Origin of the sequence: Bordetella genomosp. 2, assembly GCF_002261345.1 — a bacterium.
Taxonomy (GTDB): Bacteria; Pseudomonadota; Gammaproteobacteria; order Burkholderiales; family Burkholderiaceae_B; genus Bordetella_A.
Window position 1 is genome coordinate 16,473 of the sequence record NZ_NEVT01000006.1, and the last position, 13,864, is coordinate 30,336.

At 69.3% G+C, this 13,864-nt stretch carries 15 protein-coding genes; 6 read left to right on the top strand and 9 right to left on the bottom strand.

Going from position 1 to position 13,864, the window contains the following annotated elements; all coding sequences use genetic code 11:
- Positions 1–47: 47 nt before the first annotated feature.
- The 3 genes from fliS to CAL24_RS10335 all read right to left on the bottom strand — a co-directional run bounded on the left by fliS (position 48) and on the right by CAL24_RS10335 (position 2,348).
- Entirely contained in the window at positions 48–476 is a 429-nt protein-coding gene (gene fliS / locus CAL24_RS10325) for a flagellar export chaperone FliS (protein WP_094806645.1), read from the bottom strand.
- A 21-nt stretch (positions 477–497) separates the two neighbouring features.
- Positions 498–1,871 (bottom strand): flagellar filament capping protein FliD, encoded by a 1,374-nt coding sequence (fliD, locus tag CAL24_RS10330; protein ID WP_028356291.1) that lies wholly within the window; start codon positions 1,869–1,871, stop codon positions 498–500.
- A 99-nt stretch (positions 1,872–1,970) separates the two neighbouring features.
- Positions 1,971–2,348 (bottom strand): flagellar protein FlaG, encoded by a 378-nt coding sequence (locus CAL24_RS10335; protein WP_028356290.1) that lies wholly within the window; start codon positions 2,346–2,348, stop codon positions 1,971–1,973.
- A gap of 133 nt (positions 2,349–2,481) precedes the next feature.
- Between CAL24_RS10335 and CAL24_RS10340 the strand changes: the two genes are divergently transcribed.
- Positions 2,482–3,219: an IclR family transcriptional regulator gene (locus CAL24_RS10340; RefSeq protein WP_028356289.1), complete on the top strand. Its 738-nt coding sequence runs from the start codon at positions 2,482–2,484 to the stop codon at positions 3,217–3,219.
- 72 nt (positions 3,220–3,291) lie between these two features.
- On the opposite strand, the gene CAL24_RS10345 is transcribed toward CAL24_RS10340, so the two are convergent.
- From CAL24_RS10345 to CAL24_RS10360, 4 genes are all read right to left on the bottom strand, one after another.
- On the bottom strand, positions 3,292–4,458 hold the full coding sequence (locus tag CAL24_RS10345) for an acyl-CoA dehydrogenase family protein (protein WP_028356288.1): 1,167 nt from the start codon (positions 4,456–4,458) through the stop codon (positions 3,292–3,294).
- Positions 4,458–5,678 carry a CaiB/BaiF CoA transferase family protein gene (locus tag CAL24_RS10350; RefSeq protein ID WP_028356287.1) on the bottom strand — a complete coding sequence of 407 codons (1,221 nt, stop codon included), beginning with the start codon at positions 5,676–5,678 and terminating at the stop codon, positions 4,458–4,460. The genes CAL24_RS10345 and CAL24_RS10350 overlap by 1 nt, the downstream gene beginning before the upstream one ends.
- On the bottom strand, positions 5,675–6,634 hold the full coding sequence (locus CAL24_RS10355; RefSeq protein ID WP_094806646.1) for a Bug family tripartite tricarboxylate transporter substrate binding protein: 960 nt from the start codon (positions 6,632–6,634) through the stop codon (positions 5,675–5,677). Before CAL24_RS10355 ends, CAL24_RS10350 begins: the two co-directional genes overlap by 4 nt.
- A gap of 61 nt (positions 6,635–6,695) precedes the next feature.
- Positions 6,696–7,097, bottom strand: coding sequence for a cupin domain-containing protein (locus CAL24_RS10360; protein ID WP_094806647.1), 402 nt, complete (start codon positions 7,095–7,097; stop codon positions 6,696–6,698).
- A 159-nt stretch (positions 7,098–7,256) separates the two neighbouring features.
- Here CAL24_RS10360 and folC point away from each other — a divergent pair, with 159 nt between their 5' ends.
- The 5 genes from folC to CAL24_RS10385 all read left to right on the top strand — a co-directional run bounded on the left by folC (position 7,257) and on the right by CAL24_RS10385 (position 12,036).
- Complete coding sequence (gene folC, locus CAL24_RS10365) at positions 7,257–8,564, top strand: bifunctional tetrahydrofolate synthase/dihydrofolate synthase (protein WP_094806648.1); 1,308 nt, start codon at positions 7,257–7,259, stop codon at positions 8,562–8,564.
- A gap of 54 nt (positions 8,565–8,618) precedes the next feature.
- On the top strand, positions 8,619–9,449 hold the full coding sequence (locus CAL24_RS10370; protein WP_028356283.1) for an SPOR domain-containing protein: 831 nt from the start codon (positions 8,619–8,621) through the stop codon (positions 9,447–9,449).
- Positions 9,446–9,934, top strand: coding sequence for a CvpA family protein (locus CAL24_RS10375; protein WP_028356282.1), 489 nt, complete (start codon positions 9,446–9,448; stop codon positions 9,932–9,934). The genes CAL24_RS10370 and CAL24_RS10375 overlap by 4 nt, the downstream gene beginning before the upstream one ends.
- A 44-nt stretch (positions 9,935–9,978) precedes the next feature.
- On the top strand, positions 9,979–11,496 hold the full coding sequence (gene purF, locus CAL24_RS10380; RefSeq protein WP_028356281.1) for an amidophosphoribosyltransferase: 1,518 nt from the start codon (positions 9,979–9,981) through the stop codon (positions 11,494–11,496).
- A 69-nt stretch (positions 11,497–11,565) separates the two neighbouring features.
- Positions 11,566–12,036 carry a disulfide bond formation protein B gene (locus tag CAL24_RS10385; RefSeq protein WP_028356280.1) on the top strand — a complete coding sequence of 157 codons (471 nt, stop codon included), beginning with the start codon at positions 11,566–11,568 and terminating at the stop codon, positions 12,034–12,036.
- Between the two features lie 9 nt (positions 12,037–12,045).
- Here the strand turns inward: CAL24_RS10385 and CAL24_RS10390 are convergent, their stop codons facing one another.
- Both CAL24_RS10390 and ugpQ read right to left on the bottom strand, forming a co-directional pair.
- A complete protein-coding gene (locus CAL24_RS10390) occupies positions 12,046–12,903 on the bottom strand; it encodes a 23S rRNA (adenine(2030)-N(6))-methyltransferase RlmJ (RefSeq protein WP_028356279.1) in 858 nt (285 codons plus the stop codon).
- Positions 12,904–12,925: 22 nt separating this feature from the next.
- Entirely contained in the window at positions 12,926–13,672 is a 747-nt protein-coding gene (ugpQ, locus tag CAL24_RS10395) for a glycerophosphodiester phosphodiesterase (protein WP_094806649.1), read from the bottom strand.
- Between the last annotated feature and the right edge of the window lie 192 nt (positions 13,673–13,864).

A 13,864-nucleotide genomic window follows, 5' to 3' on the forward strand; every position in this document is an offset into this window, starting at 1 on the left:
TTCTCGCGCGATGGGCGATACGGCGGCTGTGGGCGTACCGTAAGAGATCAGGCCGGCGTGGCGCCGGCGGGCGGGTCGTTGGCGGCTTGCCAGGCCTGCGCCAGCTCGGCCAGCAGGCGGTCGGCCGTATCGAGGCCGGCGCGGTCGGCCTTCAGGTTGGCCAGTAGCAGCGTGCGGACGATGTAGTCGTACAGGCTGGCCAGGTTGGCGGCGATTTCACCGCCGGCCTCCATGTCCAGGCCGGTCTTGAGGCCTTCGTCGATGATGCGGGTGGCCTTGGAGATCGCCGCGCCGCGCTCGGCGGTCCGGCCCGCCTCGAGATGCAGGCGGGCCTGCGCGATGGCGGCCCGCGCGCCGTTGAACAGCAGGCTGACCAGCCGCTCGGGACTGGCGCTCAAGACCTGGGTCTCGAGCCCGATATCGGTATAGGAGCGGGCGGAATGAGAGCCCAGGGGGCGGCGCGCGGCATACGTCATGGTTTACGGACTGTGAAATCGTCAGCTCGCCTTGGACAGCGCCTCGAATTGCTGATTCAGGTAGCTGCTCAGGTTGTTCATCTGCGCCACCAGGGCGTCGAGCCGGGTGAACTGGGCCCGGTAGTTGTCCATGGTGGCCTGGATCGACAGCTTGGTGCGGTCGTATTGGTCCTGCAGCGTCTCGACGGTCTCCTGCAGGCCGTCGGTGCGCGTCTTGATCGAGCCCTTGTCGCCCAGGATGGCATCGGTGGCCGTCTTCATTTTCTCGGCCAGCCCGCCGCTGCCGGCGAACAACCGCGTCACGTCGGCCGGGTTTTCCTTCAGCGCCTTGTCCAGCTTGGTCTGGTCCAGCTCCAGCTTGCCCGTGGTGGCGTTGGTGGTGATGCCGAGCTGGCTCAGCGTGCGCAGCGTTCCTTCGCCGCCGACAACTCGCAGCGCATTCGCCATGCCCGCCTGGATGCTGCGCGTGGTGCTGTCGCCGGTCAGCGCGCTTTGCGTCTCGGCTTTGACGTCGAAGGCCGTCAGTTCGCCTATCGTCGTCTGCAGGCTGTTGTAGGCGTCCACGAAGGTTTTCACCGCCTTGGACATTACCGCCGGGTCGCTGGTGATCGACACGTCGACGAACTTGCCGGCCTCGGTGGTGGCGGTCAATTCCAGCGTGACGCCGTCGATCGCCTCGCTGAGGGTGTTCGACTGGCTCTCGACGGTGATGCCGTTGATCGTGACAACTGCATTGTTGGCCGCCTGCTGCACGCTCATGGCCGACGGGCTGCCATCCTGGTAACCCACCACCGCCTGGACGGCGCCGTTGTCCGATGTGATGCTCCGCACCGCCGCCTGTTCGCCAGTGGCCTTGCTGGTCAGCATCAAGTAGCTGGCGCCATTGCCATCGGTGATGATGGTGGCGCGCACCCCGGCGTCGTCGCTGCCATTGATGGCCTTGGCGATGCCGTCGAGCGAGGTGTCGGAGCCGAGCTCGATGGTGGCCGTCTCGTCGTTGGCCAGGGTGATCTCGATGCTGCCGCCGGCGCCCATCTGCGCCTTGCGGTCGGCCACGGCGCCGGATTTCAGCGTCTGGGCGCTGGCCAGCTCGGCGACGGCGATCTTGTAGTCGCCCGGCACGGCGCCGGCCTCGGTCTTGACCGTCAGCGCATCGCCGCTGACCTTGCTGGCGACCGCGCCGAACGTCGCCGGATCGCCCAGCGCGGCGGCTGCCTTCTGCACGGCCTCGACCATGCCCTGCAGCTTGCTGTAGGCGGAAATGCGCGTCTGGTAGCTGGACTGGCGGGCGGTGATCTGCTTGAGCCGGACTTCTTCCGCTTCCTGGAGCTTGGTGAGCATGTCTTCCAGGTTGGTCAGGCCGGAGCCGACGCCGAGCGAGGTAATGGAGGCCATCTGTTATTCCTTACTAGCTATGCAATTCTGTCAAAACGTTCCGCCGCGCGATCGGCCGGGCAAGGGGGCAAGGGCGGCCTAGTTCCGGGCTTCGGGCCGTCAGGCCGTGGTCTGGACCGCATGGCCCTGCATCTGCACGATCATCCGTGCGATGCGCAGCAGTGTCTCGGACGGAATGGTGCGGATCGTGTCCCCCGTCTCGGAGTCGATGATGCTCACCACGACCTGGTGCACGTTGGGGTCGATCTCGAACTGCAACTGTGTCGACCAGGCGCGCAACTGCTGGTTGATCTCTTCCAGGGCGCGCTCCAGGGGCAGGGGCGGGCGGCCCGGGTCGCCCGCCGCCGCATCCTGCGCCCCGCCGCTGTTGGCCGAGGTGGCCGCCGGGGTGACGGCGACAGCCGGCTCTGGCGGTGCCGGCGCGACGGCCGCGGCGGGCAGCGCAAGAGGGGCGGGGGCGAGAGGGCTGACAGCCATGGTCACTCCTGTCGGGGGCGCGGGCGGCGCCGGGTCTGGGGGAATTTCTCAGCTACCATTACGGCACCGCCGGGCGGAACTTTAGGCGCCGCCGCCGGGGCGGCGCCGCTCCACCGATACAATCCAGCCAACCATGAGCGTCAAGACGGCCCTGCGAGTCATCGAAATCATCGAGACCTACGCGCGTGAACGGCGTGCCCTGCCGCTGTCCGAACTGGCGCGCCTGCTCGGCGTGCCGGTCTCGAGCTGCCTGGCGCTGATCCGCACCCTGTCCGATCTGGGCTACCTCTATGAAACCGGGCGCCGCCAGGGCTATTACCCCACCGGACGCCTGCTGGCGATGGCGCAGCGCATCGCCAGCGCCGATCCGGTGCTGGATCGCGTCTATCCCAGCCTGGTCGAGCTGCGCGACGCCACCCAGGAAACCGTGGTGTTCGCCAAACTCAGCGGCGAGGGCCGGGTGGTCTACCTGGACGTGCTCGATTCCCCGCATACCATCCGCTATGCCCCGGTGGCGGGCGAGTTCCGCGACGTGCACGCGAACTCCCTGGGCAAGGCGCTGATCTCCGTGCTGGATGCGCCGGCGCGCGCGGCCTTGCTGGCCCGCCGTCCGCTCACCCGCTATAACGATCGCACGCTGGTCACGCCCGAAGCCGTCGATGCCGACCTGGAGGCCTCGCGGCGGCGGGGCTGGTTCATGAACCTCGGCGAGTCCATTCCGGATGTCTGCGCCATTGCCTGGCCGGTCACGCTATCGGGCGAGACCTACGCCATTTCGGTGGGCGGCCCGGTGTACCGGATCGAGCCCCAGCAGCAGGAATACGCGCGCATCCTGCGGGCCGCCTGCACGGCGCTGGAGCAGCGCGGCTGAGCGTCGCAAGAATGCCAGGTGCCTGCCACCCCCCAGGGTGGCAGGCACCTCGGGTGAGCCGTGCGGCCCGGCTCAATAGGACTTGGGCAGCCCCAGCACTTTTTCGGCGATGAAGCACATGATCAGCTGCGGGCTGACCGGCGCGATGCGCGGGATGTAGCTTTCCCGCAGCAGGCGCTCGACGTGGTATTCCTTGGCATAGCCCATGCCGCCCAGCGTCAGCACCGCCGTCTGGCAGGCATTGTGGCCCGCCTCGGCGGCCAGGTACTTGGCGCTGTTGGCATAGGGCCCGCAGGGCAGGCCGGCGTCGTACAGGCTGGCCGCCTTGAAGACCATCAGGTTGGCGGCTTCCAGCTGCATCCAGGCCTGCGCCAGGGGATGCTGGATGCCCTGGTTCTGGCCGATCGGCCGCCCGAACACGGTGCGCTCGCCGGCATACTGCACGGCGCGGTCCAGCGCGGCCCGGCCGATGCCCACCGCTTCGGCCGCGATCAGGATGCGTTCCGGATTCAGCCCATGCAGGATGTATTCGAAACCGCGGCCTTCCTCGCCGATGCGGTCGGCCACCGGGATGCGCAGTCCGTCGATGAACAGCATGTTCGAATCGACCGCCTTGCGGCCCATTTTCTCGATCTCGCGCACTTCGACCTTGTCGCGGTCGAGATCGGTGTAGAACAGCGACAGGCCCTGGGTCGGCTTGGCGACTTCCGACAGCGGCGTGGTGCGCGCCAGCAGCAGCATCTTGTGCGCCACCTGCGCGGTGGAAATCCAGATCTTGCGGCCATGCACCACGTATTCGTCGCCGTGGCGCTCGGCGCGGGTCGACAGCTTGGTGGTGTCCAGGCCGGCGTCGGGCTCGGTGACCGCGAAGCAGGCTTTTTCGCGCCCGGCGATCAGCGGTTCCAACCAGCGGCGGCGCTGTTCGTCGGTGCCGAACACCACCACCGGGTTCAGGCCGAAGATGTTCATGTGCACGGCCGACGCGCCGGCGAACCCCGCGCCCGAGGCGGCGATGGTCTGCATCATCAGCGCCGCCTCGGTCATGCCCAGGCCGGCCCCGCCGTACTCTTGCGGCATGGCGATGCCGAGCCAGCCGTCGCGGGCCAGGTCGGCGTGGAAGTCGTGCGGGAAGCCGCCTTCGCGGTCGCGCTCGAGCCAGTAGTCGTCCGGATAGCGTTCGCACACGCGCCCGATGGCGTCGCGCAGGGCCAGTTGGTCGGACGAGAATTCAAAGTCCATCAGGGTGCTCCTTCTTGGGTGGCGCGCGCGGCGATCAGCGCGTCGATTTCGGCATCGGTGCAGCCCGCTTCGCGCAGGATCTCGCGGCTGTGCTCGCCCAGCCGCGGCGCCGGGCGGCGGATCGCCGTGGGCGTGGCCGCATAGCGGCCCAGCGGGGCCGGCGTGCGCATGCGGCCTTCGGACGGGTGCTCCAGCTCCTGGACGAAGCCGGTGGCGCGCAGGTGCGGATCGTCGATCAGGTCGTCCACCGAGTACAGGCGCGCGGCCGGAATGTCGGCCTGCGCCAGCGCCGCCAGCCACGCGGCGCTGGTGCGCGTGCGCATGACCTCGGCCACGAAGGCGTAGGCTTCGTCGATGTGCGCGGCGCGCGCGGTATGGCTGCAGAAGCGCGGATCCTGTTCCAGTTCGGGACGGCCGATCAGGGCAAAGAAATTACGCCAGTGCTTGTCGTTATAGATCAGCAGGCACAGATAGCCATCCGAGGTGGCGTAGGGCTTGCGATGCGCCGCCAGCAGGCGGGCGTAGCCGGTGGAGCCCAGCGGCGGCTCGAACGTGGCGCCGCCCAGGTGGTCGCCCAGCACCATGTGGGCCATGCCCTCGAACATGGGGATCTCGACCTGCTGCCCGCGCCCGTGGGCGCGCGCATGCAGCGTCGCCGACACCAGCGCGATGGCCACGTGCAAGCCGACCGCCCGGTCGGCCAGCGTCAGCGGCGCGTAGCGCGGCACGTCGCCGCTCTGGCGGCTGGACAGCTCGGCGATGCCGGTCTGCCCCTGGATCAGGTCGTCGTACGCAGGCCGCCCGGCGTACGGGCCGGCCTCGCTGAAACCGTAGGCGCCCACGTAGACCAGCCGCGGGTTGCGCGCGGCCACGGCCTCGTAGGACAGGCCCAGCCGGGCCATGGCCTGCGGCCGGATGTTATACAGCAGCGCATCGCAGCTCTCGGCCAGCTTCAGGCAGGCCTCGCGGCCGGCCTCGGTCTTCAGGTCGAGCACGATGGAGCGCTTGTTGCGGTTCAGGTGCAGGTACAGGTGCCCCATGCCCGCGTTGCGCATGGGGCCGACGGCGCGCATGTTGTCGCCCGCCGGCGATTCGACCTTGATGATGTCGGCCCCGAGGTCGCCCAGCACCTGGGTGGCGTAGGGCCCCATGACGACCGAGCTCAGGTCGAGGATGCGCACGCCGGCCAGCGGGCCGGCCGGTTCTGCAAACGTGGTCATTGTGGCTGGATACCTGCGTCTTTGATCAATTTGCCCCACAGGTCGCGCTGTTCGCTGACGAAGGTGGCGAAGCTCTCGGGCGTGCCGCTGAAGGCGTCGAAGCCCAGGCCGGCCAGGCGCTTGCGGATCTCGGGGTTGGCGACGATCTGGTTGATCGCGGCGTTGAGCTTGGCCACGATCTCGGGCGGCAAGCCGGCCGGGCCGAAATAACCGTTCCAGGAATTCAGGTCGAAGTCGTCGACCCCGGCCTCGCGCATGGAGGGCAGGTCGGGCACGATGCTGCTGCGCTCGGCGGTGGATACGGCCAGCGCGCGCAATTGGCCGGATTGCACGAACGGCAGCCCGGATGCCAGGTCGGTGAACATGAAGTCCACCTGGCCGCCCACCAGGTCGGTCAGGGCCTGCGGCGTGCCCTTGTAGGGCACGTGCAGGATGTCGATACCGGCCCGCCGCGCCAGCGTGCCGCCGGCGACGATGCCGGTGCTGTTGCCGGTGGCGTAGGTCACCTTGCCGGGATTCGCGCGCGCATAGTCGATCAGTTCCTTCACGCTCTTGTAGGGCCGCTGCGGGTTGACCACCAGGATGAAGGGCAGGTTGCCGCCGCGCGCGATGGGCGTGAAGTCCGTGACGGGGTCATAGGGCACGTTCTTCATCAGCCAGGGGGCCGCCGAATGCGAGGTGTTGGTGGTGACGAACAGGGTGTAGCCATCCGGCTTGGCGCGCGCCACATAGTTGGCGGCGATGGTGGCGTTGGCGCCGGGCTTGTTCTCGACCACGACCTGCTGGCCCAGGATGTTGCCGAGCTCGGCCGCGAAAATGCGGCCCACGGCGTCAGTGCCAGAGCCCGCCGGGAAGGGCACGACCAGGCTGATGGGTTTTTCGGGATAGGCGGCATGCGCCGGGGCGGCGATGGCCAGCGCGGCCAGGGCGGCGGCGCGCAGCGTGCGTAGCAACATGGGTCAGTCTCCTGGTATGGGGCGGCGTCTGGCGGCCGCCTGGTCGGGAAAGGGCGCCGGGTCAGGCGGGCGCCGCGAAGCCGCGTATCACGCGGTCGGGTGATTCTTCGTAAGGGGGCGAATAGATGACCAGCAGGCGCGCGGGCTCGTCGCTGGTGACGGTGAAGACGTGCGGCACGTCGGGCGGGAAATAGCAGCAGTCGCCCGCCGCCATGTCGGCCGACTCGTCGCCCACCTGGGCGCGCGCGGTGCCGGCCAGCAGGTAGCACACCTGCTCGATGCCGGGGTGGGCATGGGGCAGGGCGCCCTGGCCCTTTTCGATCACGCCCAGCACCACCTCGACATGGCGGGCGCCGACGGTTTCGGCGCCGATCAGGCGGCGGTTCAGCGTGCCGGTGTGATTGGCGGGGTGGTAGCCGGGGATGTCGGCCTCGCGCACCAGCCAGCGCGGGGATGAGGACATGGGATCTCCTGTATTTCCTGTCTGTGAAATCATTTTCATACATGAGAAAAATATTGGCAAGCCGGGTTTGCGCGCATGGCGCTGCCGCGCACAGGGTTTTCCCGAGCGGCGCCCGGGCCGGCTGCTACACTGCCGCCTCTGTCATTTTCGTGTGTCCCCATGACTGCGTTCCGCCCCGACGCCGCCACCCCGCTGCCAGAGTGGCTGCAATATCTCGAGTCCATTCATGGCAAGCCGATCGACCTGGGGCTGGACCGCGTGCGGCAGGTGGCCGACCGCCTGGCGCTGCGCCTCGACTGCGTCAAGTTCGTCGTGGGCGGCACCAACGGCAAGGGCTCGACCTGTGCCATGCTGGAAGCCATGCTGCTGGCCGCGGGGTACCGGGTCGGGCTGTATACCTCGCCGCACCTCATCGACTTCAACGAACGGGCGCGCATCAATGGCGAAATCGCCAGCGATGCCGCCCTGGCCGAGCAATTCGCCGCGGTCGAGGCGGCCCGCGGCGACGTCACGCTGACGTATTTCGAGTTCACCACGCTGGCCATCCTGCGGCTGTTCGCGCAGGCGCGGCTCGACGCCGTGGTGCTGGAGGTCGGCCTGGGCGGGCGGCTGGACGCCGTCAATATCGTCGACGCCGACTGCGCCATCGTCACCAGCGTCGACCTGGACCATATTGAATATCTCGGCGACACGCGCGAGAAGATCGGCCTTGAAAAGGCGCACATCTATCGCGCCGGGCGGCCCGCCATCTGTAGCGACCCCATGCCGCCGCAGTCGCTGCTCGATCACGCGCGCGCCATCGGCGCCGACCTCTGGCTGTTCGGCCAGGACTTCAATTATTCCGGCGACCGCCAGCAATGGGCCTACGGTGGCCGCGGCCAGCGCCGCAATGCGCTGGCCTACCCGGCGCTGCGCGGCGCCAACCAGCTGCTGAACGCTTCCGCCGCGCTGGCGGCGCTGGAGTCGGTGCGCGACCGCCTGCCGGTGCCGCAGCAGGCGGTGCGCGTGGGCCTGCTGCAGGCCTCGCTGCCGGGCCGCTTCCAGATCCTGCCCGGCCAGCCGGCCGTCATCCTGGACGTGGCGCACAATCCGCACGCGGCCGCGGTGCTGGCCCAGAACCTCGACAACATGGGGTTCCATCCCTATACCCACGCGGTGTTCGGCATGCTGGGCGACAAGGACGTCGACGGCGTCATCGCCAAGCTGGGCAGCCGCATCGACCACTGGCACTGCGCCGGGCTGCCGGGCCCGCGCGGCACCACCGGGCAGGATCTCGCCGCGCATGTGTCGGCGGCCCTGGCGGCGGTTCCCGCCGGCGCCGAGGCGCCTACCGTGCAGGCCCACGACGACCCGGCCGCGGCCTTTGCGGCGGCCCGCGGGCAGGCCGGCGAGGGTGATAGAATCGTGGTATTCGGCTCATTTCTGACCGTCGCCTCGGTTTTGCAGTCGCTGGGCCGCAAAGCGTAGGGCCACGGACGCGCGGGGCGCCAGCCCTGCCCAGGTCGCAAGGAATTCCGTTCCATGGGATTGTTCTCTCGCAAAGATTCCGCCTCGCAGGCATCGTCTTCCAGGCCGCGTCCGTCGGTCTCCAGCGAAGCCCAGGCGGCGGAACTCCGTGCGCGCGCGCGCCGCCGGCTGGCCGGGGCGGTAGCGCTGGTGCTGGCCGCCATCATCATCCTGCCCATGGTGCTCGATTCCGAGCCCGTGCCGGTGGCCGACGACATCCCCATCCGCATCCCTGATCGCAACACGCCGTACCAGCCGTCGGTGTCCGGTCCCGAGAACGGCGCGGGCGATCCGGCCGCGCAAGGCGCGACGCCGGGCCAGGCGCCGCCCGCCCAGGCGCAAGTTCCGGCCACCCCGACGCCGCCGCCCGATCCGGCCGCCGCGCCCGCGCAGCCGCCCGCCACCGCGCAAGCCACGCCGCCGGCGCCGCCGCCCGAGACGCCGCCGCCCGCTCCGCCGGCCGCGCAGCCGCCGGCCGCCAAGCCGCCCGCGGCGCCGCCCAAGCCGGTCGAAGCGCCGCGCGACGACGACGGCGCGCGCGCCCTGGCCCTGCTCGAAGGCCGCGCGCCCAGCCAGCCGGCGCCCACGGCCAAGCCGCAGGCCACGGCCAAGGGCAACTTTGTCTTGCAGATCGCGTCATACAGCAGCCAGTCCGACGCCCAGGCGCGCCGTTCCAAGCTGCACCAGGCCGGCATCACCAATGCCTTCGTCGAACAGGCTTCCGTGGGAGGCAAGCAGCAATACCGCCTGCGCGTCGGGCCGTTCCCGTCGCGCGACGCCGCCCAGGCGGCCCAGGCGCGGCTGCGCACGCTGGGCTACGACAACGGTTTCATCGCCAGCCAGTGACCGGCTTCGATTTCGTCGTCATGGCGATCCTGGCGGTGTCGGGCCTGCTGGGCCTGCTGCGCGGCCTGCTGAAGGAAGTGCTGTCCCTGATGGCGTACGTGCTGGCGTTCGTCGCCGCGATCTGGTGGGGCCCGACGGTCTATGGCTGGCTGGAGGCCTACATCGATACGGCGATGCTGCGCATGGGCGTGGCCTACGCGGCGGTGTTCCTCGTGGTGCTGCTGGGCGTGGGGCTGGTCAACATGACGCTGGCCGCCCTGATCCGCACCACCGGGCTGACGCCGGCCGACCACGGCCTGGGCGCCATTTTCGGCCTGGCGCGCGGGCTGCTCATCGTCCTGGTGCTGGTGGCGCTGGGGGGGTATACGCCGCTGCCGCAAGAGCCCTGGTGGCAGGACGCCATGTTTTCGCATTCGGCCACCGAGGCCGTCAGGCATATCAAGTTGTGGCTGCCGCCGTCGCTGGCGACGTGGCTGCCCTACTAGGGCCTTTCAACAGGCCGCATAGTTTTGTTTAACGGGAAATCACCATGTGTGGAATCGTAGGGGTCATCGGGCGCGGGCCGGTCAACCAGTTGCTCTATGACAGTCTGCTGCTGTTGCAGCATCGCGGCCAGGACGCGGCCGGCATCGCCACGTTCCAGGGCAGCCACTTCAACATGTTCAAGGCCCATGGCCTGGTGCGCGACGTGTTCCGCACCCGCAACATGCGCGCGCTGCCGGGCGCCAGCGGGATCGGCCATGTGCGCTATCCCACCGCCGGTTCCAGCGCCAGCGAGGAAGAGGCCCAGCCGTTCTACGTGAACGCACCGTTCGGCCTGACCTTCGCGCACAACGGCAACCTGACCAACTGGCGCGAGCTGCGCGAGTCGCTCTACCGGGTGGACCGCCGCCACATCAACACGAATTCCGACTCGGAAGTGCTGCTCAATGTGCTGGCGCACGAGCTGCAGTCGGCCGCCAGCGGCGTGTCGCTCGACGAGGACACCATCTTCCGCGCCGTCGCGGCCGTGCACAAGCGCGTGCGCGGCGCCTATGCGGTGGTGGCGCAGATCTCCGGCTACGGCCTGCTGGCCTTCCGCGACCCGCACGGCATCCGGCCGCTCTGCATCGGCCGCCAGGAAACCGACGAGGGCGTCGAATGGATGGCCGCCTCCGAGTCGGTTGCCCTGGAAGGCAGCGGCTTCGCGTTCGTGCGCGACGTCGAGCCGGGCGAAGCGGTGTTCGTCGACCTGGACGGCCGCATGGTCAGCCGTCAGTGCGCCGACGACCCGCAACTGGTGCCGTGCATCTTCGAATACGTGTATTTCGCCCGGCCCGATTCGCTGATCAACGGCGTGTCGGTCTACGACGCGCGCCTGCGCATGGGCGAATACCTGGCCGACAAGGTCGCCCGCAACATGCGCCTGGGCGACATCGACGTGGTCATGCCGATCCCGGATTCCTCGCGCCCGGCCGCCATGCAGCTGGCCGCGCGGCTCAACCTGGACTACCGCGAAGGGCTGATCAAGAACCGCTATGTGGGCCGCACCTTCATCATGCCGGGGCAGGCCGTGCGCCGCAAGTCGGTGCGCCAGAAGCTCAACGCCATCGGCATGGAGTTCAAGGGCAAGAACGTGCTGCTGGTCGACGACTCGATCGTGCGCGGCACCACCAGCCGCGAGATCGTCGACATGGCCCGCGCGGCCGGCGCCAACAAGGTGTATTTCGCCTCGGCCGCGCCGCCGGTGCGCTATCCCAATGTCTACGGCATCGACATGCCGACGCAGAGCGAGCTGATCGCCACCGGCCGTTCCGACGAGGAAATCGCCCGCACCATCGGCGCCGACGGCCTGGTCTACCAGGACCTGCAGGATATGCAGCAGGCGGTGCGCGACATCAATCCGGCCTTGACGCGTTTCGAGGCGTCCTGCTTCGACGGCCAGTACATTACCGGCGACATCACCGCCGAATACCTCGAGCGGCTGGGCCAGTCGCGCAGTGGCGGCGACGACGAAACCGCCGGCGGGCTGCAATTCAACATGGGCTACGTGTCCAACGATGCCTGAGCGGCCCGCCGCGGCACGGATGCCGGCCCGCGGGCCGGCGCCGCTTCCCTTCGCCTAACCTTTCACGCCATGAATCCGTCCCGCCAGCGCCTGCTCCTCGTCATTGCCGTCCTCTGTTTTGCCGCCGTGGGCGTGGCGCTGGTGTCCCAGCATGTGTTCGGCATGCCGCCCTGCGCCTGGTGCGTGCTGCAGCGCCTCATCTACCTGGTCATCGGCCTCGTGGCGCTGGCCGGCGCCTGCGCGGGCGCCATCGCCCGGGTTTGCGCCGCGCTGTGCGCGCTGCTCGGCGTGGGCGGCATTGCCGCCGCCTGGTACCAGTACGACGTCGCGGCGCACATGTTCTCGTGCGACATGACTTTCGCCGACCGCTTCATCAGCGGTTCGGGGCTGGATGCCGGCCTGCCCTGGCTGTTCGGCATCTTCGCCACCTGCATGGACGCCAGTGTCGAAGTGCTGGGCGTGGAATACGCCCTGTGGAGCCTGGCGCTGTTCGCGGTGCTGGTGATCGTGGCGCTGCGCGCGCTGCTGCCGCGCCGCTGACGCCCCGGTTCAGGCGGCCCGCTGCTGCAGCGAGAACGTGGCCCGGTCGTCCTGGGCCAGTTCCCGCGCCAGGAAGGGCAGGGCTTCCTGCAGCGCGGCATGCAGCGTCCAGGGCGGGTTGGCCACGAACATGGCGCTGCCGTGCAGGCCGAAGCCGTCCGCGGCCGGCTTGCGGACCGCCAGCGAGGCATGCACCCAGCTCTTGACCGGCAGGTTCTCCAGGTGGCGCGCCAGGTCGCCGACCTCGCGGCGCTGCACCAGCGGGTACCACACCGCGTAGGTGCCGGTGGCGAACCGCTTCAGGCCTTCTTTCACGGCATTCAGCGCGCGCTTGTAGTCTTGCTTGTCTTCATACGAAGGGTCGATCAGCACCAGCCCGCGCCGCGGCGGCGGGGGCAGCAGCGCCTTCATGCCCTCGAAGCCGTCGGCTGCATAGATGGTGGTCTGGCGCAGCGCGGTCTTGCCGAGCCGCTCGAGGTTGGCCACCAGCACGTCCGATTCGGTGGGGTGCATCTCGAACAGGCGCAGCCGGTCGCGCTCGCGCAGGGCGTCCAGCGTCAGCCAGGGCGAGCCCGGGTAATGCCGCAGGCGGCCGTCGGGGTTGTACTGCCTGATGCGCGCGACGTAGTCGGCCAGCAGGGGCGGCAGGTCGTCGCGCTGCCACAGGCGGCCGATGCCGTCGGCGAACTCGGCGTTCTTGGCCGCCCAGTCGCTGTCCAGCGCATACAGCCCCGCGCCGGCGTGGGTGTCGACCACCCAGTAGGGCGTGTCCTTGCGGTTGAGATAGTCCAGCGTGTGGACCAGCAAGGCGTGCTTGAGGACGTCGGCGTGATTGCCGGCGTGGAAGGCGTGTCGGTAACTGAACAAGGCGGGTCCTGCGTGAATGATGCTAGGGCGGGCTGATTTCGGTCAGCTCGTCCGTGAACAAGGCGTCCAGGCCCCAGGATAGCAGCAGCCGCGCGCGCGCCGGGTCGTTGACGGTCCAGGCGGCGATGCGGTAGCCGGCCGCGTGCACCGCCTCGATCAGTTCGCGGCTGGCGTCGCGCTGGTTGATATTGAGCGCCACGCAGTCGTAGCGCGCCAGACGCTCGCGCCAGTCGGGCGGCACCTGTTCGACCAGCAGGGCGCGCGGCAGCTCGGGCGCGGCCGCCTGGGCGGCCGCCAGGGCGGTCTCGGAAAACGACGACAGCAGCGGCGCCGGCAGGGCGTCCCGCCACAGCCGCCGGGCGGCCAGGGCCACGGCGGCGCCGGTGGCGGACTCCTGGCCGGGGCTGGGCTTGATCTCGATATTGCAGGCGATGCCATTGGCCAGGGCATAGCGCGCCACCGCCTCGAAGGCCGGCACCGGCTCGCCCGCGTAGGCGGGCGAATGCCAGCCGCCGGCATCCAGGCGCGCCAGTTCGGCGAACGATTGCGCGGCGGCCGGGCCCTGGCCGTCGGTGGTGCGGTCCAGGGTGTCGTCGTGCAGCAGGACGAGCACGTCGTCGCGGCTGAGTTTCACGTCGAACTCGAACATGCGGAAGCGGTGCTGGGCGCCCACGCGCATGGCCGCCAGGGTGTTCTCGGGCGCCAGGCGGCCGCCGCCGCGATGCGCGATGTGGGCAGGGTAGGGCCAGGGGGGCAAGGGGGCGTTCATGCGGGCCTCGGCAAGCGATGCGGCTGGGGGAAAGTTTGCAAGAATACTCCTTCGGCCGCGCGGGCCGGCCCGCAGGGAACTCCCCTGCGACGTCCGGGTCGGAAATGGTAAACTCCGCCGGCTGACCGGGTTGGATTCCGGCACCTGGCAAGGGCGAACCGGTTCGCCCTTTTTTATGCGTTTTCTTGCGGC

Bases quoted from the DNA above. Each gene is read 5' to 3' on its own strand.
- CAL24_RS10360 (WP_094806647.1), bottom strand. From the start codon at position 7,097: ATGTCCTCATCCCCGCGCTGGCTGGTGCGCGAGGCCGACATCCCCGGC.
- folC (WP_094806648.1), top strand. From the start codon at position 7,257: ATGACTGCGTTCCGCCCCGACGCCGCCACCCCGCTGCCAGAGTGGCTG.
- CAL24_RS10335 (WP_028356290.1), bottom strand. From the start codon at position 2,348: ATGGCTGTCAGCCCTCTCGCCCCCGCCCCTCTTGCGCTGCCCGCCGCG.
- fliS (WP_094806645.1), bottom strand. From the start codon at position 476: ATGACGTATGCCGCGCGCCGCCCCCTGGGCTCTCATTCCGCCCGCTCC.
- CAL24_RS10350 (WP_028356287.1), bottom strand. From the start codon at position 5,678: ATGACCACGTTTGCAGAACCGGCCGGCCCGCTGGCCGGCGTGCGCATC.
- CAL24_RS10355 (WP_094806646.1), bottom strand. From the start codon at position 6,634: ATGTTGCTACGCACGCTGCGCGCCGCCGCCCTGGCCGCGCTGGCCATC.
- CAL24_RS10370 (WP_028356283.1), top strand. From the start codon at position 8,619: ATGGGATTGTTCTCTCGCAAAGATTCCGCCTCGCAGGCATCGTCTTCC.
- ugpQ (WP_094806649.1), bottom strand. From the start codon at position 13,672: ATGAACGCCCCCTTGCCCCCCTGGCCCTACCCTGCCCACATCGCGCAT.
- fliD (WP_028356291.1), bottom strand. From the start codon at position 1,871: ATGGCCTCCATTACCTCGCTCGGCGTCGGCTCCGGCCTGACCAACCTG.
- purF (WP_028356281.1), top strand. From the start codon at position 9,979: ATGTGTGGAATCGTAGGGGTCATCGGGCGCGGGCCGGTCAACCAGTTG.
- CAL24_RS10345 (WP_028356288.1), bottom strand. From the start codon at position 4,458: ATGGACTTTGAATTCTCGTCCGACCAACTGGCCCTGCGCGACGCCATC.
- CAL24_RS10385 (WP_028356280.1), top strand. From the start codon at position 11,566: ATGAATCCGTCCCGCCAGCGCCTGCTCCTCGTCATTGCCGTCCTCTGT.
- CAL24_RS10340 (WP_028356289.1), top strand. From the start codon at position 2,482: ATGAGCGTCAAGACGGCCCTGCGAGTCATCGAAATCATCGAGACCTAC.